The sequence below is a fragment of the Paenibacillus sp. J22R56 genome, from assembly GCF_056269375.1.
This window is the reverse complement of the sequence record NZ_JBWDNV010000004.1, coordinates 428812-453502: the sequence shown is the minus strand read 5'-3', so window position 1 is coordinate 453502 and position 24691 is coordinate 428812. Positions and strand designations below refer to the sequence as shown.

The window sequence follows — 24691 nt, the reverse complement described above, 5'->3', positions numbered from 1 at the left end:
GCCCCTTTCCACTTCTGAAGTCTTAATAGGCATAAGCCAATAAAGCCAACAAATTATCGAACGAGTAGACCTCTTCAGTAGCTGCATTCCCAAAGCTGCCGTTAATCGGGCTTGTCCCATCCTCAATTCGGTATTGTTCCATTCGGTGAATACTTTCCTCATAAAGTGCTTTATCCCCGATCGTTGATCCGATCAGCGCCGCAATGGCGTAAGCTGCTGTAGACTGGATATCCGTAACCGGTTTACCTTCACGATCATAACGGCCGTACAGCGTGCCTGCCTCTACAACCTTCTTAATGTACGTGATGCTTGGGGCACGCTCCGTGCCGATTTCAGCCAAAGATAACACCGTCAGCAGTGACTCGATCGTACTTATTTCACCCTCATGATCACCGTATGTATTTGTTGCGTACTCATAGCGGGTTTCATAAAACGGGAACTTATCAGATAAATACCCACCCGAGACGATTTCCAAAAGCTTGTTTTCCAATTCTCGTTTATCCTTTGACGAGATGTCTAACAATCGAATAGATTGAAAATCGGCATAGCATAAAGTTAAAAAATCATTAGTCGTTCCATAGGTTATATCGTAGAAGTCAAATAGCTTATCCTGTTGGACATTATGTTCAAATACAAGGTCACCATAGCGATCAGCTTCCTGTCCGTACGCATCACCAAAAGCAGTCTCTGCCTCATGCAGCGCGCGATTAATCCGCAAATCGTCAACGACGGCATTAACCGGGTATTGCTTGTCGAGTAAAGGACTATATCGATAACTAAAGCCAGCTTCCGTTGCCAGCGTCTGCTTTGACCGAGACCACACGGCGTCAAAGGCATCCTTCTGCCCGGTCAGCACATAATAACGCATAAGCAGACCTGCAGATTCACTTAATGTCTCGTGCCCAGTTGCGACTTCCGCGGCTTCATCGGTTTCCTTGTAATTCGTAAAGACACCAGCTTCGCCCATCAGCTTCAGCTCAATGAACCGCTGCAGCTCCAGACGATGCATCTTAAACCCCAGCGTATCTCCGTATCTGGCAGGAACCACCTCAACCGCTTCGCCACTCTCGCTTCTGCTGTCACCGAGACTGCTAAAAAACCAGACCACTCCCAGCAATACAGCTGTCAGGGCCGCCAGAAGAGTAATCCGCTTTTTCACCGACTTCAACTCCACCTATATATTCTGCTATTCTATCATCTTTTGAATATCAAATTTTAATAATTTTATTGAAATATGATTAGAATTTAATGGGAATTTTAAAAAAAGTCTAAAAATAGACGATTTTACTTCATAATAACCTAAAATTGTTTTTAAAATATGAGGAACTGAGAATTAGTTACACAAAACTAAGCTTAAAGTCCCGAGTATGGAGTTTTAAGTCCATTTATGTTAAATATTTACACATTAAATTATAATATAGGATAATAGTGCCAAATATATCCTATAAAAAAAGGGCTGCCCCATGCAGGAAACTCAAAGGAGTTCCTCTACATGGGACAGCCTGGTAAAAAGAGTTACGTTCTATAAGACCCTGGGGAGGTCTTATAGGGCGTTCTTTATGGGAAACTAGTATTCATAAGTCCCTGCGAGGGTCTTATTTTCTTAATATTGGTAGAAAACCTAGCTGTCTTGAGCACTTGGAGGTGTAATAAGACCCTGCGGGGGCTTTATACAGTGGTAGTTCAGTGGAATTAGTAATCATAAGATCCTGTGAGGGTCTTATCGTTGTACTACCACGTACCAAATGAAATAAAGAGGCTGTCCCCTCGTCATTATAATGACTTATGGGACAGCCCCCCTGTTAACGTCGAAGCTCCAGCACGTTGACGGAATGAGGACGAAGTCTCACCCGGAGGTGACCGTCATTCGAAAGTGCTAGCGACCTTTCAGTTGCAAGGATCCGTTCTGGCTCAAACACGGAATTGATTACCTCGTAATCGTCAGCACCAATCTCCCAAAGCACAGCCTGCTCCTGCTCAAACGCTAAAGCACGGATATCAACCTCTTCGGGTTCCAACCCTCTATTAACAACAAATACGGTCAGCACCTGCTTGCTGTTATCCAGACATGCTGCTACATCAAGCGTCGGCAGCGGTGTCGCCGCAAGTCCAAACTGTGGGCGGCTTCCTTCCCAAGGATAAGAACCACATTCCGTCTGTACCGGTACGACCGACGCAATCGGCCGGTTCGCATACAGCTGCATGACATGGTACGTTGGCGTTCCATATACCGTTTGGCTCTTCCCACTCCAGCCGGCAACCTTACCACGATATTGATCCGCATAGTGGTCGCCTACCCGAATGCAGCCGCCGAGCCAACCGTTGACGAGATCAGAGTAGCTGCCGATCTGAACCAGATTTGACTGACGGATAAATTCATTCAGATTCGCTGCATTAGCAACCGCTGCTTCAAGTGTATGCTCGTTTGGCAGCCCTTTTCGAATCGTGTTCGGATAATACATGGTATTGTACTCCGTAATCGCCAGCTTGACGTGGCCATAACGAGTATCGCTGTTAATCAGCTCACCTGCTTGATTAATAATGGCTCGAGATACCTCTGGGAAGGAGGATACAGCAGCATATCTTGCTTCCTTCGACGTATCCGGATGGATGCCAACCGTAGCAGAGCCATGGTAAATATGCAGCGTCAGCATATCAATATGTTCTGCTGCGGCCGCCAGCAGTGTGCGATTCCAGGCAGGATCAACATCACCACAAGCGAGAAGAACAACATCCGGATCCACCCGCTTCAAGGCTTCAGCGAATCTAATGTAGCGCTCAGCGAACTGCTCAGCGGTACAATGCCCATGCTGCCAAGGTCCATAAATTTCATTGCCGATCTCCCAATAACGGACCCTATACGGCTCCGGATGTCCGTTCTTTGCACGCAATGCCCCATAAGGTGTACTCTCGTCACCATTACAATACTCCAGCCATGCCGCCGCTTCCTCCGGCGTGCCCGTTCCTGCATTTACGCAGATGAGCGGCTCGGTATTTGTTGCTTGGCAGAAGGCAAGGAACTCATCTGTGCCAAAATACTTGTTCGTCCATCCACCCCATGCCTCATTAACCATATTTGGACGCTCCAGCACCGGCCCGATCGCATGCTCGAAGTGATAGGCGCTGATATAGTTGCCGGCCAGCCGCATCATGCCCGGCTTCAGCTGCCGGGTCATCTCCACGACCTCACGTTTCACGAAGCCAACACTATCTTCCGGCAGCATCGATACATGATCGATCCACAACATACCCGAGCCGGTAGAATCTCTCCAGACCTCCTCTTCCGAGGAGATAAGAAGTCTAAGCTCTGCCCGCTCGTGCGACTTCAAAGCCGTAAGTTCGAACTCATAGGTCTGCCAATTATGGTTCGTCAGCTCAAGCTCAGCCTTGCCTAGCTGATCTCCTGTTTCCGGGTCAACTAACTCGCAGACGAGCGCTTTCAGTTCAATCGCTGCTCTCGCAACAAGCGACAGCCGGTACGTCATACCACCCTTGACTGCTACACGCTGAGCAATTCCTCCGTAACAACGGTCATCACTGAGGATGCGGATTCTCTGGCTGTGGCCGGAATGCTTAAGCGCGGCTGGCTCCAGGCTGTATTGTGTGTTTTTCCCATTCGTCACCGGGTACCAGCCCGCCGATACACCATGGCTTGCGGCCTCTTCCTCAAAGTCTATATCCTTAAGTGTGAAGGCGAGCATCGCGTCCATATGATCGCGGATATCCTCCACAAAGTGGCCGAAGATAAACGGGTTAATCCGTTCTTCACCGGCGGCTGCCGTATCTATAGTAATAGTCGAAAGATTGTTCATTTTTAAATGTCCTCACTTTCCTCTTAATTAGCTTTTAAAGGTCGACACATCATTGCGACGAATGATGCTGAACACGATAGTTACTAGGTGAGATGCTGTAAAAGTTATAGAAAGCTCGGGAGAATGCATACACATCCGCATACCCAAGCGAGAGAGCAATTTCGGTTATCGTAAGCGTTGCTTGCAGCAGCAGCTCACTCGCCTTCTCCATCCGCTTCTGAATCAAATAATGCTTGGGCCCCATCCCATAGCTGCGGGTAAATTCCATGTATAGATGAGAGCGATGAACACCAGCGATCTCTGCCACATCGGATACACTGATTGGCTCCATATAATGGCTGCTTATGTAATCCTCGCATTTTTTCAACCAATCTACCGTCTTCTTCTGACCCTCATTGGGCGGAAGAGAAAGCATAGCGAACAACTGATAAAGGGCTTGCTGAAGCTGAAGCTCTGCCCCTTCATCAGCCATCCAGCCGAAGATCAGCTGGATAAGGTCATGAACCTCAGCGGAAGCTTTACCGTGAAGATAAGGCCTTCCCTCGGTCAGCCCGATTCTCTCTAGCAGATGGGATGCCTGCGGCCCGTCAAAAGCCAGCCAACACATACGAAGAGGCGAGTGTGTTGTATATTCAGCAACCTGATAGCTATGTTTTCGGCCGGGATACAGACAGAACAAATCTCCCTTCCTGAGACGTTCCTTCCCTTCCTCGAACGTAAAATCTACTGATCCATTCAGAACAAAGTGAATGGAGTAACACTCGATCATACGAGTGCCTATGGCATAATTGGCTTTCGCCACGTTGCTGCCGGACCGGATGGGCCATAACCCTCCCAGCTTCTCGAATTCGGACGGTGTATAATAACGGAAATCCACATATTCATGAGCGTGCTCCTTCAATCGTCAAACCTCCCCTAGGATTCTGACTCTTACTTAAGGATACTTAACTCGCTCTTGTATAGCTACACGTTATTGTCCCGGATCACGCATGCCAAATACGAGGCATCGGCATTGGTTCCTTCCCAAGCTCTGCCCAAACGTATTTCAGCAGCAGCTCTGTTTTTAAAGCCTGATGCTCGGGGTCATCCCACAAATTACGCAGCTCGCCTGGATCGTTCTCCAGATCAAAAATCTCGCCGTATGTCTGATTGTAGTACACGGTGATTTTATAACGTTGATTCACATAAGTTTTCTGATGGATGGTCGTTGGCTCATGCCGGAATTCACAAATCGCATGGTCTCGCGCTGAAGAGCTTTTGCCACGCCAAACCTCACTTTGATCAACCCCTGTGATCTCAGAACGAATGTCCAGGCCACTCATAGAAAGGAAGGTCGGAGCCAAATCAACAAGAGACTGGATCGCAGACGACTGCTGCCCTGCAGGAACTTGGCCCGGATAACGAACAATAAACGGAAGCTTGATTAGATCTTCGTAATGGAAGCCTCCCTTATATTGCAAACCATGCTGGCCAAAAAAGTGACCATGATCCGTCGTAAACACGACAATCGTATTGTCAGCAAGCCCCAGCTCGTCGAGCTTATCCAATATACGGCCGATATACTTATCCATAAGGCTGATCATCCCGTAATAGGTCGCTACTAGCTGCTTACGTTCCGTATCCGGCAGCAAATGTGATTGATAGCCATGAATCGCCCGCCCTGTCTCCAGCAAGTGAGAGAAGTCTGGATTCTCCTGCTGTGTTTGCCCAAAATGCGGTGGATTCTGATCATGCTCCCCTGGGATCACTCCCGGAATCGTCAGCTTATCTGGATCGTACATACGATCCCAAGGCTCGGGTACAAGATAGTCAGGATGCGGATCAAAGAAGCTCGACCATAAGAAGAATGGCTCGTTAGCCTCCTTATATTGTGTAAGAAGAGCGTTGGTTCGTTCGGCAATCCACGTATCATAGTGGAACTCTTCTGGGATTGGCCAAGTGTGTGTGATTGATGGATCCATCGTCCCTGTTGGTGCTAGGAAGTAATCCCGCCAGTTATCGCAGCCTTTCTCCTCCAACCAGAGGGTATAATGCTGCCCTACGTGTGCTTCGTTCGTATGATTACGCGCCAGCTCGACGTGGTCAAAGCCATAAAACGGATCATTAAAGTTACGCCAGAAATCCAAATCCTGCAGTGTTGGATAGGCCTCCAGTGACGGATATTTCTCCGTGCTGTGCAGCGGCTGAAAATGAGCTTTACCGACCAGAGATGTCTTATAACCCGCCTCCGAGAAATCTGCCCCAATAGTCTTACGGTCCTCGAGCAGCTTAGTACCAAGCGTCCATGCCCCATGCTGACTTGGATATGTCCCGGTAATGATGGATGCCCTTGTAGGTGTACAGGTCGGATTCGGGCAATACGCCCGAGTGAACGTCGTCCCCTCCTTCGCTAACCGATCCAGATTAGGCGTGTGAAGCTCCGGATTAAATGCCCCTATCGTATTCCAATGCTGCTGATCGCTAGTAATAAGCAGAATGTTAGGTCGATCCACCGCAATACCTCCCGTTGCTTTAGTGACTTTGAGGGTATCATAGCTCAGCTCGGGTCCAATGGGAATGTCCTTATGTATTTGGCAAAATGTTGGGTCCTGGTCAACAAAAGAAGGGAGGCACATCACGGTTTCGTGACTGCCTCCCTATTCCATCTATTCCTTATCTTTGGCTCTGCATAGCCCAAGATTCAACATCCCACGTTTTTGTTACCCAATCTTCATAGAAATCAGGCTCGTGAGAGACGAGTACGACTGTACCTTTGTAAGCTTTCAGAGCGCGCTTCAATTCGGCTTTAGCGACGATGTCCAAATGGTTCGTCGGCTCATCGAATAGGATCCAGTTGCTCTCTCGCATCATCAGCTTGCAAAGCCGAACCTTCGCCTGTTCTCCACCGCTAAGCTGATTCAGAGCACGTGTAATATGCTCGTTCTTCAGACCACAGCGGGCAAGCGCTGCCCGAACCTCATGCTGGTTCATGAAGGAGAACTCATCCCATACATCCTCCAGCGGAGTCATCGTAGGGGCTTTCGCTTCCTGCTCAAAGTAGGCAGGATTTAAATAATCGCCAAGATAGGTCTTGCCATCCAGTGGCGGAATAACCCCAAGAATGGTCTTAAGCAGCGTCGACTTACCAACACCGTTGCAGCCTACGATTGCAATCTTGTCGCCTCGCTCGATAACCATATCCATCTTAGGCAGCAGCGGCTTGTTATAGCCGATGACCATTCCATCTGCTTCAAATACCGTCTTGCCGCTTGTTCTGGACTCCTTAAAGTTAAAGGTTGGCTTTGCTGCCTCCTCCGGCTTATCGATACGATCGATCCGGACGAGCTGCTTCTCACGGCTCTTCGCACGTCCAGAGGTTGAAGCGCGAGCTTTATTTTTCTGAATAAACTCTTCTTGCTTCTTAATATAATCCTGCTGTTTCTCATAAGCGTCGATATGCTGTGCTTTGTTCAGCTCAGACATCTCCAAGAATTTTTCATAGTTGGCCGAGTAACGCGTCATCTTCGTGAATTCAAGATGATAAATCACGTTAACGACCTGGTTCATAAAGGCTGTTTCATGAGAAATCAGAACGAACGAATACGGATAGTTTTTCAAATAATTGGTCAGCCAGTTAATATGCTCTTCATCCAAATAGTTGGTAGGCTCATCAAGCAGCAGAACGCCCGGCTTCTCAAGCAGCAGCTTGGCAAGCAGAACCTTCGTCCGTTGTCCGCCGCTTAGTGCGGTAACATCGCGGTCAAGCCCGATTGCATTAAGACCTAAGCCATTAGCCATATCATCGACCTTTACATCGATTAAGTAGAAATCGCCGATTTCCAGCTCTTCTTGAATTTCTCCCATACGTTCTAACAGCTGCTCCAGCTTATCCGGATCGGCATCGCCCATTTGCGCAGCAATGTCGTTAAGCTCCTCTTCTAACACGAGCAGTGGCAGAAACGCATCCTTCAGAACATCACGAATCGTCTTCCCTGCTTCAAGCTTTGTATGCTGATCCAAATAACCATAACGAATACGCGGTGTCCATTCCACCTTGCCTTCGTCCTTGAGCAGCTTACCTGTCAAAATATTCATAAGCGTAGATTTCCCCGTACCATTCGCACCAACAAGCCCAACACGCTCCCCCTCAAGCAGACGGAAAGACACATTCCTAAACAACACCCGATCGCCAAACGTATGCGACAACTGCTCAACTGTTAACAAACTCATTATTATTTATCTCCAATCATTTATATAAACCTTAATTAGCACTCGCAAAGCATCATTGTAACACAGATCCGTTCATTCAACTCCGGACATTAGCGGATATTCCTAAAATTTACTTGCCGCCTCCTATCACTAACAACGAAACCCTCTCAGCTACTTCCTCTTTATCCAAAGCTACTTCCCCAGATGCCCATAAATAACCAGCCTCCAGAATCATACTCGCGTACATAGGGACATAAAAGCCCTTCTCTGTGTCTGTATAAATGGCAGCTAAACTTTCAGATAAATAGGTTCTTAACTCCATTAACATCTTCTCTTTCAACAGCGGAATTAAATTCAAATAACTGCGGCGGCATTGAATATTCGGTGGTTGATGAAAGTCGCATACAGCGTATACGAGTTGTTTGATGCTGTCATGATCGAACTTCACTACTTCTGATGTGCGGTTTGCAATAACCGTTGAAGCAGAATCCACAACAATGTAGTCTAACAACTCGTACTTATCATTGAAATGAGCATAAAATGTAGCCCGATTCACTTGCGCCCCACTGGTTAAATCGGCCACTGTTATTTTATCAAAGTCCTTTTCATTCACTAATCGAATAAAGGCGCTGATTAAAGACTGCTTCGTATTCGTATTTCGTATATTTCTAACTTTTGTCCCCACATTCGCTCACTCCTTCCCCGACATCTTTGCCAACCTGTTGCTATAGCAACATTCGTATCTACATTGTTGGTTGCTCCGTTTCATGATCCACGGTATGTTTATTAAAGCAACACGCGTTGACTTAATATATCACGAAAAGGAGTTTATATAAAATGAGAACTATTGCAATTATTGGTGCAGGACCGGGACTAGGATTGTCTCTTGCCAAAAAATTCGGTGAGCAGGGCTTCAAGGTCGCAGCTATCGCACGAAATCCTGAGAAATTAGCCCTTATCGTTAATGAGCTTAACCAACTGAATATTGAAGCGAAGTCTTATGTGGCCGATGTATCTGATTTAGCTGCTCTTAGGCAAGCCTTACAAGCTGCCAAGCAAGATTTTGGCCGTATTGATGTTCTCGAATTCAGCCCTTATGCAGGACCGCAAATTTTCAAGCATGTGTTAGAAACAACCCATGATGACGTGTTGGAACAAGTGAACAGCCATTTAATGCCTGCCCTTCTGGCCGTCAATGAGGTTTTACCAGACATGATCGCTCAAGGCTCAGGAGCTATTCTATTTACAACAGGCTTATCGGCTATGTTCCCTATACCTTTTGTTGGGAATGTCGGGATTGCCATGTCGGGTCTCCGTAATTATGCGACAAACCTGCACAATGAATTGAAGGACAAAGGGATCTATGTCGGACATCTCTCAATTGGAACCTTCATACAGCCGGGTACAGCGGGTGATCCCGATCTGATTGCTGAGACTTGGTACAACCTATATGAGAGCAAGGATCATTTTGAAGAAACGTTCCCGCAGGGGATTGATCCAACTAAGTTCTAACTATAAAAGAAGGCCGGAATCCTCAGCGGGATCCCGGCCTTCTTGTCTATTTTAAAAATTTAGCGATATCTTTGTCTTCTCATCCATTGGGTCGCTACCCATTTCTCCCCGGCTGCTACGGGATGACCCGCATGTAACGTTAATTCGTTTAAGTGGGCATCGTTATAGAAATACTCGAAGTAAACGGCACTGCCTTTCTTAGGTGTGACCGAAAAATGAAGCGATGGAAAATACGTCTCTCCGCCTTCTTCCACATCATTCAGATACATCACCAGCGTACTGATCCGATTATTAACGTCATTACCTCTTGTGAAATAGTCAAAATGAGGATGATACTGTTCACCAGGCTGATAACGCAGCACTTGCAGCGGTTCCGCATGGGAGACCGGAATATTCATCAGCTCAGCAACTCGGGATTCCACTTGTTTAATGCTTTCATTTTCACTTTCCTCGAAGAACATGCTGCTGCTTGTTCTAACGTCGCTAACATCGTGAGAGTTCCCTATCTTGGCTCGCTGCATTCTAGCTGTAGCCAAGTCAATCATCAAGTCGCATTCCTCGGAGCTTAATACATTTTCCAGGATCAAAATAAGTGGTTCATCCATTTTGCCAACGATACGAATCTCTTTATCCTTGGTTAGGATTTTGTTGCCCGTAGACGTTACGATCGTCTGCTCTTTAATGGTCATCTTCTCGATCCTCCAATAAAGAATACTGAGGTCGTATTCGATTCGGCATTGTATCAGTCGATTAGTAATTCTCCATCTAACGGAAAAATACCTTTATGGCAGCAATCCTGCAATCTGTAATACGGTCAGCACGACTTCAATTACAATAAGGATCACGATGATCCATTCTACAAATAGTCCCCGTATCGAATGACTGATCGTGGAGAACCCCTCCATAATGTGATGTAAAAGATCCGTTTTGCTTTTCAAAATTTTATATCGATCATTCAGCTCAAAAAACTCCAGCATTTTATCATAAAATTCGCCGGCATGGCTAATACTCCATGTTATATCAGGCTTGTCCAAAATCATGATATAACCAAGGGTGTTGTACTCGTAACGCAATATGATAGCCGTCGTCCTGGCTAGTTCCTTGTTGCCGATTCTGAGCCTTCCTTTTTCCAGCCGTTCAATCATGTTCTCAAGCTTGTCATGGATTTTCCCAAGCTGCTCTTCTATCTTCTCCAGCGCAACCGATTTCGCAAGTACCGTGGCTATAAGCTCAGGATGGAACACCTCATATTCAGGTACTTCCACGTATTCATCGGTTAACTCCATCGTCTCGATCTCTCCATAATGAAGGCGGTAATCATCGGTATATCGATCGGCATTCGTAATATCGATGTCTGGCTCGAAGGACTGGACGTATTTCATAAAGCTTTGTATATCTTTAGGACGTGAATTGTTAACGAAGACAAGGCTGCCAAAGGAAAATACCAGCACCTGCTGTGAATCGTCAACCTGATGCTCAAGGATAGAGGCTAGAACATCACCCTTCAGGATTAAAGGCTGCTCCCAGGTGTATTTCTTAGGGATGCCGCAATGGATGGCAATTTGGTTCAAATCAATTTCATTGGTAATCGCATAGGCTTTAAAGGTAACTTCCTTCATTTCTATCACTCATTTCGATGGACAGTATTACCATATTATTCCCTGTCGCTTTGCCTTATAACCATTACCATTCCCTGCAACAAATCCAGCCACCAGTTCAAGGTTTAAAACTACATTGGCCAGATCACATCTATTAATTGTGCTTCCTTTAAAATCATTCTACGCGAATCGGAACGGTTTTGTGTGCCTGCCAAGATCATGAATAACAGCGTCATTCATTTGACTAAATCCGATCGACAGCCGTTTCTAACAAATAATTAAGATTGCCAGTCAAACCGTTCGTATATTGCTAGAGGATGCGGAAACTCGGAAATACAATCGTGATCAAGAACAGGCTTGTCCGGTCAATGGACTCGTATAAACAACGAAATGAGGAACCGCTGTCATAATTACTTCAGCCTTGAATACTGGGAGTTCATTGTCAAGAAAAAAGGACGTTGCTGCGAATCACGCAACAGCGTCCCAAGATTTAAAGCTAGAAGCGATCACCAGCCCCTGAATGATAGGAGCCGGACGATCGTTTTTTTCTACCAGCTGTGCTTTTATTCTTTATCGACCGTCCAGCGGTTATTCTGTACTAAATCCATCGTCAGAAGCGCCTACCACAAGGAACGCATCAATTGAAGTGTAGGTTCCCGAAGATTGCCTATTCTTCTCCCCAGCGTTCACCACTTTGATCGTATGCTTGCCGAACTCCAGAATGTCCGATTCAAAAATGGATGTTCTGTATTTATATTTGCTGCTATACAGATCGATTGGCGAGTCCGTGACGAGTTGTCCGTCGATATAAATATTTACTTTGCCTCGATTCGGCCCCATTTCACCTAGCACTTTGATCTTGTTGCTCTCAAATGTATATTCCACATAGTTGCCTGATACGTTTGTATATTTGGCACTCACACCGGAATATTTCCTGCTAATTGAAGTATTCCATACCCCTTCAAAAACAACGCCAGGATAATATTCCTGAATAATGGTTACCGGTTCTAGCATCGCTTCTTCTTTCGTTGCCTTGGTCACAATCAGTGCATCGACAGAGATCGAAGAATAAAGTTCAGGACTCGTATTGACAATCCGAAGCACATGCGGACCATTCGACAGCTCGCCTGAATCATAGACGGGAACTCGATTCTTTTGCTCTCCCTTAAAGCTGATTGTCTGGGCTGTCCCTGGTCGATGATCAATGGTAATCGTTGCTTCGCCGCCAGTGTATGGAGTCAATGAAGCCAGCAGCTTCAATCGTGTTCCTGTAAATGAGATGTCGACGTAATCCCCCTTACTGATTGACATCACTTCGAATCCTTGGGAATATGCCGCTGATTCATATGTTCTCCAGTCCCCGTAGTATATAGCTCCTAGATCGTTTTCTTGCATGGTTACTGTAAACGTCTCAGGAGCTTCGGTTACAATGAAAGAATCCACATTCACGGAAGCGGCTGACGACTTCAAATCCTGATTGCCTGTCCATTCGATTCTAATCGTATGGACGCCATACGGCATCGTTTGCTTGAAGACGGATTGCTTGGGCAAGAAGGTGCTGCTGTATAAAGAAGGCGAGGCTTCTTTATTGCCGTCGATATATACATCGGCAATTCCCTGGTCACTGTCCTTAAAGGCAATCCATTCAATCTGGTTGCCTGTGAACGAAAATTCAACGTGACCTACCTCGTTCAGTTGTTTCGCTGTTCCGCCTGAATACTCCGGTTTAGATCCCACTGACCAAGCGCCGGTATAGATAAGTGCAGCGTTCGAATCCTCGTAGGTACCTGCTCCCTTGTCCCGATAATTTTGGGTTTTGAGGAGTGTATAATTACCTGCGCCTGCAAAAGCATAAACATCAATATAATAGTAGCCCGCTTCAGTTGCCTCATAGGAAATGGTTTCCGTCGAGCTGTTAATCTTCTCTGAAGAAGTGACCATTCCTGCAACCGCCGAAACCGAGGCAGCCGTTGAATCATAAAGGTATAAATCGAAATCCGTTCCTGCATTTCCGGTTAGCGAGACATCCAATGTTTCGCCTGCACGCAGATAAACGTAGTATACAACATCCCGTTTTTCTTTTGCCGAATCCAGGATACCTTTAATGCTTGCCCCATGGATAGGTTTACCCGGAATATCATTCGTGTTTAACGCTTTATAAGCATTCACCATTTTACCGGTAACGGTTTTATCTGTTAAAGCATTAAATGGTTTACCTCCAAGGATGATTCTTTCTTTCACATCTTCAGCATTTTCCCCAGGATCTTGACTGAAGAGTAAGGCAGCAGCTCCAGAAGCGAATGGAGCAGCAAAAGAGGTACCCCCACCGTGCGCATAATCAACCGTAGGAATTTCCAGGTTCATGACTGTAATCGAAGGGTCATTGGATTCGAAATCCGCATATATACCCGTATCCGTCAGATCGTACGCTTGCCCATCATATAAGGACCCGGGTACTCCACTAGCTGCAATCCAAGATTCATTATCACTATTTTCTGCCCTTACAAATTCCAAATGTAACATATCATTCATAAACGAAGAGTTTATTATTCCGCCTAACGCCATCGGTCCGCTTAAAAGCAGATTGCCCCCACCGTTTAAATAGCCCGTCAGATTTTGCTGATCGGTTTCGGATAAATTTGTTGATTGATAAATCGTAGTCCCATCATCAATAATGGCTCCCGTTGCGTTGCCAGTAAACCAAATCACAACATCATACGATTTTAACGTATCTAGTGAAGGGCCGTCTTCTCCAGGAAGCAATGTCAAAGTTTCATACGTAGAACCGGTAGAATCAAGCAATTTTTGATAAGTTAGCAAGGAATTGATTCTGGTTGGCAGTTCGCTCTCGTCATCCTGCACAAGAAGAATCTTAGGACTTAAGCCGCTCGATGGCTTTAGATACTGAAGTGCTTTCTTGAATGTCTCAAGCCTTTTAAGATCATCGTTAATAAACTCGAATCCGATGTTATTCACAATAGCCTTATACGTGCCATTGTTGATCTGCGCTCCCAACCCAATATTTCGAGCAGGAACCGTACTTAGTATATTCGAACCTGGTGCAGCCACGTCTACGGTGTTTTTTCCGTAATTTGAAAACCAAGCCAGCACATTATCAAAACTCATTGCTGCAATGGAAAGAATATTATCGCTGTCATAAGCAGCCGGATATACCGGACTAACATCTAAGTCTCGAACTTCGTTGGACGTGCCATCTTCTAAATCGTTGCCGGCTGCCGCAACAAACAACAGGGGAGATGCTTCAATTGCCTCTTCCAACGCCAAGCTTGGTATTTGGGTAACCCAGCTAAGATTTGCAACTTGTGCTCCCACTTGCTCCGCATATTGAATCGCCTTAATGATATCCGAAATATATCCTGTTCCATCGGGTCCGATCACTTTCAACGGCAAAACCTTTACATTCGGCGCCGTTCCTGCAATCCCAATACCATTATTTGCGGATGCGGCAATGATTCCCGCGACTTGTGTGCCATGAATGTCACCGTCCCATGCATCAAAAAGCGAATTATCCTTATTGTAAAAATCCCATCCGTGCACGTCATCAACAAAACCATTGTGATCATCGTCGACTCCGTTATCTGGCGTTTCACCTTTGTTCAGCCAAATACTATTGGCCAAATCGGGGTGGTAAATATCAATTCCTGTATCAAGGACGGCAACGACAACGTTATCGCTTCCCTGGGTAATCTCCCAAGCCTCTGGCGCATTGATATCCGTATCAACGGTTCCATACAATTTTATATCTCCATCAATAACAGCCGGTTGTCCTTCGTTATGCAATCCCCATTGTTCGCTAAATCTTGGATCGTTCGGAAGAGAGGCGATTTGGACTTTGTAATCCGGCTCTGCATAAAGCACGTTTGGATCTTGCTTTAAAGCTGCAATCGCCTTTTCCAAATCCGCTGTTGGAGAGATCTTCATCACTCCCAGACCGGAGTTGGTCAATTCCCACGATTGTCCCAACGATTGTGCTGCAGCAAGCTTCGATCGAATCTGTTCTATGCTTGCCCCTTTTTTATATTTAACGATAATCCGTTGCTCGCTATCTGCAACAGACTCACTATCCTCTTTACGGAATGCCGTTTCTGACGGTTGCTCGTATTGTTTCTGATCTGCTGTAGGCTCATTTCCATCTTCCGGAGTGATCGATTGCGATTGATCCTCTGCTCGTTGTTCTGCCGGCCATTGGCTTTTTCTTGACTCTGCGTGAGCAGGTAGTTGAGCGGCAAACAGACTGAGCAGTAATGATATAGAAAGAATCGCAACCAACGAATTTCTTCCTCGTTTTCTATTCAAGTTTTTCGCTCCTTCTGTAACCTAAAATGGAAGCTTGTAAGCTGCCTAAGGTCGGTATCCGCTCGTGCTTGTGGTCTCAGCTCCATACCGACCTTAGGCTACTCAATCAAGCATGTTACTTATTAATCAGATTGGCTGAGGCAAGCAATTCCAGCAGAACCTTGGCTGCTTCTGCCCGAGTCGTCGAATCGTTAGGGCGGAAATAGAACTCGCCGTTTACTTCAGAACCGTTCATTAATCCCGCCTTCGTTACGGCTTCAATGCTTGATTGCGCGAAGCCTCCGATTTGCTCGGCATCCCCATACAACTTGCCAGCTGCGTTGTCTGCCGCTCCTAGATTATTACGGAGTTCAAGTGCTCTGACGAGCATCACTGCCAGCTCTTGGCGGCTGATTTCGTCATTAGGCCTGAACTCGCCATTCGATCCTGTAATAAGTCCTGCTGCATACGCTGTTGCTACATTTTCCTCAAACCAATCGCCTTTGCTCACATCGCCGAATGGGGCATTCGTAGCTTGCTTGGACAAGCCCAATGCATTTACCAACATGGTTGCAAATTGCGCGCGGGTCACGTTGCTTTTCGGCGAGAACGTGGACTCTGTCGTTCCATTCAGGATGAATTTGTTCGCAAGTAATTGAATCTGGGTTTTCGCCCAAGAAGTGTCAATATCGCTAAACGTAACATCCCTATTCGCTGCAACATAGGTTCCGAATCCGGAACGCGTAACCGTAACAACCGTATTGCCGTCCTTGGTCGCTGTAAATTTCGCCGGAGCCGGATACGCTTTAGCTCCTTCTGTATACAGTACACCGACCGAATTCGCATCTACTCCGTTATTCAGCAGGAATGCGAATTGTACAGCCTGATCAGGAGATACCTCGAACGGCTTTGATTGGCCGTTTGCCTTGATTTCCACTGTGACTTCATATGGAGATCCCAGCAGAGTGGCATCCGCATGCTCCTCCGTAAATGCCGGCTTGCTGTCCACTGCTTCCTTAATCGTCACGACAAGATCGCTTCCTGCCGGCACTTGCTTCAATGCCGATAGCGGCAATGATACGGTCGCATTATTCCACGAGAAAATAATTGAGCTGTCGTCCGGCATACCCTTCAGCTCCGCCAATTGCTCTTTGGTAAGCGTCAACTGAGCTTCCTTGGTTTCGGAAGACACATCGATGATGAGCGCAGACTTTGATTGCTTCGCCGTATCCATCGCTTTCTTCCACTCGTCGCCTTGCACCGATACCGCCAGTTTACTGCCCTCTACTTCAGATTTGCCTTTAATAGATACCTCTGACTGTCCTTTTTTGACAACAGATGCCAGCACTTCTTGATTGTTGGTTGTTTCAGTTGCAGGTATATCAAGTATTACTTCGCCGGAGCCGCCTCCGCCTCCGCCTGGGTTGCCAGGGTCAACTGGATCGACAGGGTCAACCGGATCGACCGGATCGACCGGCTTGCCAGAGTTGTAGGAATGATCGACTACTAAGTTTTCGAAAACAACCTGAGTATCCTTCGCCACTTCCCTCCCATTCTCATCCAGATGCAGCCCGGCAATAAGAAGAGAATACTTCCCATCTTGCAATATCTCTGTATCCGGATTTCCATCAAGGTCCGGTACACTATTGGATGTGAGATAAGTTCCATCGATCTGTTCAAACAAAATGTTACCAACAGGAAGATAACTTAAATCCTCCGCATACATCGTTCCAATCGTTCCAAGTATATATCCATCCGAATTCGTTACATATACTACGATGTAATTAATATTTTCCACATTTAATGTGAAGGATAGATCGACTGGATTGTATAGAGGAGAAAGCTTCAGGTCCGACAATTGAACATTCTTAATTGGAAAGTCGTTGTCGTCCACATCATCGCCTATATGAATGACAAATGGCAGATGCAGCGCCGGGAACTCCTCGCTTTCTAGAATAACCTCTCCCTCATACACGCCGTGAGTTGCGTTTGCTATAGCCTTTGCAGACAATGTAAAGTCGTACGCGCCTTTTGCGGCTGCGGTAATTTGCCCCGTCTCATCCACATTCCCCAGCGCAACTTCAACATTACTCGTATCAGGCGTAATAATCGGATCGTTCGGATCTGACGTTACTAACGAATGCATCTCCACTTTGGCCGTATAGGTTACAGAATCGGACGATTTATTTTCCAATCGTAATGGTTTGGAGATGGCATCCACTCCTGCCTCCAAGTTCCCGAAGCTGAGGCTGACCGCTTGGCTTGCCATTGTCTTCAGGTTCATTTTCTCATCGTAAATCGTCGTGTCATCCATCGCCTTCAGCAACGCCGGCGTCTTGATGGCATTCGCCAAGTCCGCACGTCCCGCGCCTTGTGAATAGACATCGTACAATGTGTCTTCCTTATCACTCAACAAATCTGACGTATTAGCCAATGCTGCGCGAATATCGAATGGCGTCCAATCCGGATGCAATTGCTTCAAGAGCACTGCAAGACCGGCAATATGCGGAGCAGCCATACTCGTTCCGCTAATTCGATTGTAGGCCTCATCGTAATTGGCATCCGGATTGGTATTCCCATAGACAGGCCAAGTCGAATAAATATTGACACCCGGTGCGCTGATATCCGGCTTAATGGTGTAGTTCTCATCCGACACCGGTCCTCGGGAGCTAAACGAAGCAATATGATCTCCGTTGTCAATCACTTCATTAAAAGACTCATTGAATGTAAAGTATAGAGGTTCCCCTGAATGAGCCAGTATTTGTCTTGCGAGAGCTCGTCCTTCCAAACCTGCCATATCGAATGTTGGCAAGCCATTAGGAGTTGATCCTACTGCAAGCACATCGCCTATCGGACCGTCTCTCCCGTCAATGGATTCAGATAGATCAGGGACATCCACACCGTCAACGGCCTTATTGATGCCGTTAAACATAATGATGGCTTTCGCTCCATGCTCTTTGGCATTATCAATTTTACTAACTAAATTAATATATCCGCGTGAAACAAGGGCGATTTTACCTTCAACATCGACATTATTATAATCAGACTCATCGCCCAGCCCCACGTATACAGCCTCGACCGGAGCTTCACCAAACATCTCTTCGAAGTTTGTTTCACCATTCTTCCAAGAAACCAAATCAATCGAATATTCGTCAAACTCCTCTGCCGAGTCTACGTTGACTATCGATTCTTCCGTATCTTTCGTGTCTACTGGTTCTGCCGTATCTCTCTTGTCTACCGGTTCTATCGTATCTGCCACGGGACCTGTCACTTGAATCTGATCAATGATCGAGTCAGTACCCGTCGAATCGGGGTTTTGCCCTGTTTTCATGATCGAAAGCGTGTGTGGACCATTCGTCAAGTTGGCCACTTCCAACACCGTTACCTGATTCACTTGCGTTTCACTATATAAATCTATTGAAGGAGCGATATAACTCTCACCATTATCTACTAGAACCATCAATTGTCCGCTGCTCGGCGTTTTGGAAGCCAGCAACTTCACGCCTGTTCCCTCAAATGAGTAAGTAACTGTCGGTCCCCCGCTGCTAGCAACATGGGCATGACCGGCGGTGTATTGGGGATCATCTAACTGACTCCAGTTAAACCCCCACGCAATCGACGGATCATCATCTTCGATCGTAGTAGTCGCCGGCTCGGTTTCCGGTTCAGTTTCCGGTTCGGTTGAAGACGCAGGCACGAGGCTTGTCACCTGAATCTGATCAATGATTGAGTCGGTGCCCGTCGAACTGGGGTTTTGCCCTGTTTTCATAATCGAAAGCGTGTGTGGACCATCCTTCAAGTTGGTCACTTCCAACACAGTTACCTGATTCTCTTGTGTTTCGCTATATAAATCTATTGAAGGAGCGACATAACTCTCACCATTATCCACTAGAACCATCAATTGTCCGCTGCTCGGCGTTTTGGAGGCCAGCAACTTCACGCCTGTTCCCTCAAATGAGAATGTTACTGGCGGTCCTCCGCTGCTGGCAGCATGGGCATGACCGTCAGTATACCCAGGATCGTCCACCTGACTCCAGTTAGACCCCCACGCAATCGACGGATCATCGTCTTCGATTGTTGTAGTCACAGGGACCATGGTCTGTGATTTAAAACTGCTTGTGAAGGCAGTTTCGTATTTGCTATACTTGCTGATTGAAGCCGCTACAGAAAAGGCGAAAGGCGCACTAGCAGGCGACCCCATCGAATAATAATACGGCCCGGAATCCCCCGCATTTCCATTAGCCACAACTACTACAACTCCAGCAAGCGTCGCATTATTCACCGCAATCGATTCAGCCGTATAGGGATCTTTATCCATATCCGATCCCAGTGACATATTGATAACATCCATTCCATCTTTAACGGCTCGCTCAATACCGGCAATGATTATTGCAGAGGTGCCGCTGTCTTGCCATGAGCCGTCAACCTGCTGTGTTTTTCCCAAAACCTTATACGAATACAACTCTGCTTCGTATGCGATCCCTTTCTGGACAGGAATTTCAGTGTCGTTCACGGCTCTTCCGACAATCGTACCCGATACATGCGTTCCGTGGTAGGAGCCTTCATAATGTTCAGACTCACTGGGCAAATCTTCGTAAGGGTCTGCGTCATCATGGAAGACGTCATAGCCTCCAGCATAAGCATCCTTTAAATCCGGGTGAAGATAATCCACCCCTGTATCGAGAACCCCGACTTTCATTCCCTCGCCGGTTAAGCCTTGCGCCCATGCCTCAGGAACGCCAAGCTGTTCCAGCGGGTTGATATCAAAGAGTTCATCTCCACTATCCGTCGTTTCTGGCGCATCAGCGACAGCGGTCTCAAGCGGATAATACATCTTGTTCTCATAGATACCCTTCACTCCAGGCATCTTCGCCAATTCCGCAATTTGATTAGCGGGAACCGTCACTTCGAAGCCATTCATGACCGTGTTATACTTACGATTCACCTTCAGGCTTACACCCTCAGAGCTAGCTTTGCTTAAGAAGACTGATTGCTCCGTGCTAACAGCCTTTTCCAGCGACTGGATCGTTTGTGCAGTTAAAGATTTCTTTTGCAGGTGGAGGTTGTATTTCCCTACCGATACAGGAGAACCGCTCAACTGAACGATTACCTTTACCTTGTCAGACGAATCGGTATCGATCTCAGGAGAGACATATACGTCTGTTGTTACTTCGGAGTCCGTGCCTTTTGTCGCTCCAGAGATCCTCTCCTGAATAGACTGGACTATTGCATCTTGTTGAATTGAACTGACAGTAGCCGCAGCCGAGCTGTAAGACGAACCTTGAAACGCCAGAAGCAAGGCCGCTGAGAATGAGACTATCTTCTTCACATATAATTTGTTCAAGTTGTATTCCCCATTTCCAAAAGGATAATGATGTCCGCAATTCTCTCTACCATTTATTTCAGAACACTAGTTACAAGGAAGGCATCGATAGATACATAATTTCCGGAGGATTGCTCACTCTTCTCCCCTGCATTCACGACTTTGATGGTATGACTTCCGACGGACAAATCTGCAGATTCAAAGATAGGAACTTGAAATTGATAGGTTTCTCTATACAGATCAATTGGCTCGCCCGTTACTAGGTTCCCATCAATATAAACATCAATTTTCCCTCTATTAGGCCCAGCAGTTGCCATCACTTTCACCTTCGTTCCGTCGAAATAAAGCTCCGCATAGTTTCCTGCAAGGTTGGTATAGGCGGCACTTCTATCCGAATATTGGCTATTCATCGTGAAAGTCCAAGCGCCATGCAGGTTGACGTATGGATTGCTTTCTTCAAACCGTTTTGTTATTTCATTCACGGATGAAGACTTCGTTACCATAATCGCGTCGATATCAATCGCTAACCCAGTGGAGCTCGTCTGATGTTCGCCAATGTTGATCACTCTGAGCGAATGACTTCCGTATTCCAGGTCACCTGAATCAAACACAGCAACCTGATAGCGAGAAGCTAAGCTATAGAAATCTACTATTTTTGCTGTTTCCGGTTTATTATCTATCATTATTTTCGCTTTCCCGCCCGTAGGCATGGTAGAAGCCAGCAGCACTACCTTCGATCCCGTAAACGGAATATCGACGAAGGATCCTTTACTGCTTGTCGTTTTGATCCTGCCCCCTGAATAGTTCACGTTATCCAAAGCGTTCCACTTCCCGTAATACGCGAACGATGGATCTAGTTCTTCTGTTTTCACCGTATACGCATCGGTTTCAGTCACTACGCGAAACGCATCGATATTAATTGAATTCGTCGATTTCTTTGCTGCCGGATCCGATTTTCCCGTCCATTTGAGGGAGATCGTATGTCCTCCATAAGGCAATGACTCGCTGTAGAGGATTTGCTGCGTTTGCGAAGATTCGCTGAACAGCGATACCGATTTCACTTTCACTCCATCGATATAAACATCTGCAATTCCTTGCTCTTCATTTTTATAGCCGATCCATTCAATTTGGCCGCCTGTAAACGTGAATTCAACGTTGCCTGCTGCGTCCAACTGCTTCGCTGTGCCTCCCGAATGCTTGGCTTCCGTTTTGTTCGACCAAGGACCGGTAAAGGTAAGAGTCGCATCGCTGTCCTCGTAGGTTCCCGTCTCATGAACAGGGGTCCGCTGCGCGCTGATGGTGTATCCGCCTGCGCCGCTGAAAGCAGCTATGTCAATAAAATACGTCCCTGTCACCGTCGCCACATATGAGATCAATTCAGTGGAGCTTCCCCTAATTGCAGAGCTGGCTGCCACTTTGTGGGTGTCGTATAAAGATTGGGCCGTTGGATCAAACAGATGCAAGTCAAAATCCGTTCCCGAATCGCCTGCCAGAGTAATGTCCAATTTATCGCCTTTATGCAGGTTGATATAGTACACATCATGCGCATCCGACTCTGCAGCAAGCGTATCGGTATAACTCGTTCCGATATAAGGTTGGCCCGGAAGGTCATTATCGGTCAGCGCTTTGTACGCATCCACCATTTTATTGCTGGCTGTGACATCTATGTCAGGATAAAACGACTTGCCGTTAAGTATCATTCTATCCTTGACAATGGAAGCGGCCTCTGAGGGATATTGGCTGTAAATTAATGCTGCAACCCCCGAAGCGAAAGCTGCGGGATATTCAAAGCCACCCAAAATATAGCTATAATCCTCAAGCTCCGCATTCAAATTGACTGTCGTTATGGAAGGATCGTTTGATATCACGTCTTCGTAAGACCCCAACGAATACATGTCGAATGACAGCCTCTCATTCAACGTGCCAGGCGCTCCCTCCGCGTGTTCCCAAAGTTCACCTGGCCTCCACGAGTTCATCCTTACGACATCCAAATGCAGAACGTCATTCACAAAGGAAGAAAACTCATTGCCTAGCAGCGGAGATGAACCTGTTAGCAGTAAATTCCCTCCGCCATGCAAATAGGCACTTAAGTTCGCTTGGTCCGCTTCCTTCAGCGGAGTCGTGTAAGTATCAATACTAAAATCCCGCCATTCAAAACCTACTCCGCTCCCTGTAAACCAAACAACAAGATCATACGGTTTCAACTTTTCTAGAGAGGGGCCATCGTCACCATAAGTAACGGTCAAGGTGTCATATTGATAGCCAGAAGCGTCAAGCAAAGATTGATAGAGTGGCAAATAATTGGCTCCTGCATCAATCGCTTGCCATTCATCATCCTGCACAAGAAGAATTGAGGGGTTCTGCTTACCAAAGTACTGCATCGCCCGATCGAAGGCGGCTTGCCGAGATTCTTCCGACAATGTTATATTCTCAAAGCCGATCCCATTATAGAGAGCTTTATATTTTCCATCCGCGATTTGTGCTCCGAGCCCGGGGTTTCTACTTGGAATGGTAGTCCATATATTTTTGTTTGGCGCTGATAGATCTACGTTCTTCCCCCGGACAGAATAACCATTGATAGGGTCGCCATGAGGATCTAGACCCGTTACGGAGAGAACATTGTCACTGTCATAGGCAGCCGGATATTCGGGAACCACATCCTTGCTGTTCAAATAGTCCACACCGCCAATCGCAACAAACAGCATGGAAGAGCCATCGATGGCATCCTTTAACGCCTGGCTGTATTCCGTTAGAGACCAACTAATGTTAACAACTTTCGCTCCCATACGTTCGGCGTATTCAATGGCCCATATGACATCGGATAAGTAACCTGCCCCATTGGCCCCTATAACTTTGAGTGGCATGATCTTAGCATTGGGCGCGACACCGGCAATCCCAATTCCGTTATTTGCAGTAGCGGCAATCACACCGGCCATTTGCGTACCCAGAAGATCATCATCAAATACGTTGTAAAGCGAATTATTTCGATCAAAGAAATTCCACCCGTGAACGTCATCGACAAAGCCGTTGCCGTCATCATCCTTCCCATTGCCAGCTACTTCGCCTTTGTTTGTCCAAATGCTGTCTTGCAGGTCAGGGTGATTGATATCAACGCCCGTATCAATAACGGCAACAATCGCATCGCTGGCACCCTGCGTTACTTCCCATGCTTCAGGAGCGTTAATATCGATATCCCATTGCGCCATTGACGGTTGAAGGTTAGGCAAATATTGCCCGATGTTATTGAGGCCCCATTGTTCATAGAAATGCGGATCATTAGGAAGGTTGGAAGATACAAATTCCTCAGCAGACGCAGTTGGCACGACAGAGTTACCTTGACTCTTCGTCACCTGTGTACCCTGGAGATCCCCCGCCGAGCTCGTTCTCTGAATTTGGAAATCCGGCTCCGCGTAGAGCACATTCGGATCTTTCTCCAACGAATCGATCACTTTCGCAACATCCGAACCAGGAGAAACTTTCAATACGTCCAAACTGGAATTGGATGCTTTCGACTGCTCCATCGCCGTTAAAGCGTATTTCGCATACAATTGTTGTCGATCCGCGCCTTCTTTATATTTCACAATAATTCGACCAGAGCCTACACCTGCCGTATCAGTTGCGGGTGAAAGGAAGTGGCCCGATGTCAGCTCGTAAGACTCTGCATGGGCAGCCTGTTTCATAATTAAGCTAAACAACATTGCGGCCGAGAAGGTGACCATTAAAGCTTGTTTCATTCTTTTTCTCTTCAAATTTTTCTCTCCTCCTGCTTCCTAACCAGGTTGAGCTGTCCTTCGATCATCTTCGACGATGAAGGACAGCTCTTGATCGGCTAATTTCCGAGAATAAGCTCGAATTTTATATCCTTATTGTAGAGATTCCCCTATTCGGATGGGGTAGGTAAACGTATTGTGAAGGTGTCTAATCGTCTGAACTTTCAGATTATTTTCCAAAAAAAGAAAAGC

General features: G+C 46.5%; 12 protein-coding genes. 1 reads left to right on the top strand and 11 read right to left on the bottom strand.

Going from position 1 to position 24691, the window contains the following annotated elements; translation table 11 throughout:
- Positions 1–22: 22 nt before the first annotated feature.
- The 6 genes from AC0YNT_RS12645 to AC0YNT_RS12620 all read right to left on the bottom strand — a co-directional run bounded on the left by AC0YNT_RS12645 (position 23) and on the right by AC0YNT_RS12620 (position 8685).
- Positions 23–1159 carry a hypothetical protein gene (locus AC0YNT_RS12645; protein ID WP_475804879.1) on the bottom strand — a complete coding sequence of 379 codons (1137 nt, stop codon included), beginning with the start codon at positions 1157–1159 and terminating at the stop codon, positions 23–25.
- A gap of 643 nt (positions 1160–1802) precedes the next feature.
- The gene (locus AC0YNT_RS12640) at positions 1803–3812 is read right to left on the bottom strand and encodes an alpha-L-arabinofuranosidase C-terminal domain-containing protein (protein WP_475804878.1); all 2010 of its coding nucleotides are present in this window, start codon (positions 3810–3812) and stop codon (positions 1803–1805) included.
- Between the two features lie 49 nt (positions 3813–3861).
- Positions 3862–4713, bottom strand: a complete 852-nt coding sequence (locus tag AC0YNT_RS12635; RefSeq protein ID WP_475804877.1) for a helix-turn-helix transcriptional regulator — start codon at positions 4711–4713, stop codon at positions 3862–3864.
- 82 nt (positions 4714–4795) lie between these two features.
- Positions 4796–6304, bottom strand: a complete 1509-nt coding sequence (locus tag AC0YNT_RS12630) for a sulfatase family protein (RefSeq protein WP_475804876.1) — start codon at positions 6302–6304, stop codon at positions 4796–4798.
- 160 nt (positions 6305–6464) lie between these two features.
- Complete coding sequence (locus tag AC0YNT_RS12625) at positions 6465–8021, bottom strand: ABC-F family ATP-binding cassette domain-containing protein (protein WP_475804875.1); 1557 nt, start codon at positions 8019–8021, stop codon at positions 6465–6467.
- Between the two features lie 109 nt (positions 8022–8130).
- Positions 8131–8685: a TetR family transcriptional regulator gene (locus tag AC0YNT_RS12620; RefSeq protein WP_475804874.1), complete on the bottom strand. Its 555-nt coding sequence runs from the start codon at positions 8683–8685 to the stop codon at positions 8131–8133.
- Positions 8686–8837: 152 nt separating this feature from the next.
- Between AC0YNT_RS12620 and AC0YNT_RS12615 the strand changes: the two genes are divergently transcribed.
- A complete protein-coding gene (locus AC0YNT_RS12615) occupies positions 8838–9512 on the top strand; it encodes an SDR family NAD(P)-dependent oxidoreductase (protein ID WP_475804873.1) in 675 nt (224 codons plus the stop codon).
- Positions 9513–9571: 59 nt separating this feature from the next.
- Here AC0YNT_RS12615 and AC0YNT_RS12610 read toward each other — a convergent pair whose 3' ends face one another.
- The 5 genes from AC0YNT_RS12610 to AC0YNT_RS12590 all read right to left on the bottom strand — a co-directional run bounded on the left by AC0YNT_RS12610 (position 9572) and on the right by AC0YNT_RS12590 (position 24478).
- A complete protein-coding gene (locus AC0YNT_RS12610) occupies positions 9572–10201 on the bottom strand; it encodes a 2OG-Fe(II) oxygenase (protein ID WP_475804872.1) in 630 nt (209 codons plus the stop codon).
- Between the two features lie 93 nt (positions 10202–10294).
- On the bottom strand, positions 10295–11131 hold the full coding sequence (locus AC0YNT_RS12605) for an RMD1 family protein (RefSeq protein ID WP_475804871.1): 837 nt from the start codon (positions 11129–11131) through the stop codon (positions 10295–10297).
- A gap of 567 nt (positions 11132–11698) precedes the next feature.
- Positions 11699–15427, bottom strand: coding sequence for a S8 family serine peptidase (locus tag AC0YNT_RS12600; RefSeq protein ID WP_475804870.1), 3729 nt, complete (start codon positions 15425–15427; stop codon positions 11699–11701).
- A 115-nt stretch (positions 15428–15542) separates the two neighbouring features.
- Positions 15543–20750 carry a S8 family serine peptidase gene (locus AC0YNT_RS12595; RefSeq protein WP_475804869.1) on the bottom strand — a complete coding sequence of 1736 codons (5208 nt, stop codon included), beginning with the start codon at positions 20748–20750 and terminating at the stop codon, positions 15543–15545.
- Positions 20751–20803: 53 nt separating this feature from the next.
- Complete coding sequence (locus AC0YNT_RS12590) at positions 20804–24478, bottom strand: S8 family serine peptidase (protein WP_475804868.1); 3675 nt, start codon at positions 24476–24478, stop codon at positions 20804–20806.
- Positions 24479–24691 lie beyond the last annotated feature (213 nt).

Excerpts from the sequence above, each read along its gene's own strand:
- AC0YNT_RS12640 (WP_475804878.1), bottom strand. The coding sequence starts at position 3,812 with ATGAACAATCTTTCGACTATTACTATAGATACGGCAGCCGCCGGTGAA.
- AC0YNT_RS12625 (WP_475804875.1), bottom strand. The coding sequence starts at position 8,021 with ATGAGTTTGTTAACAGTTGAGCAGTTGTCGCATACGTTTGGCGATCGG.
- AC0YNT_RS12615 (WP_475804873.1), top strand. The coding sequence starts at position 8,838 with ATGAGAACTATTGCAATTATTGGTGCAGGACCGGGACTAGGATTGTCT.
- AC0YNT_RS12610 (WP_475804872.1), bottom strand. The coding sequence starts at position 10,201 with ATGACCATTAAAGAGCAGACGATCGTAACGTCTACGGGCAACAAAATC.
- AC0YNT_RS12605 (WP_475804871.1), bottom strand. The coding sequence starts at position 11,131 with ATGAAGGAAGTTACCTTTAAAGCCTATGCGATTACCAATGAAATTGAT.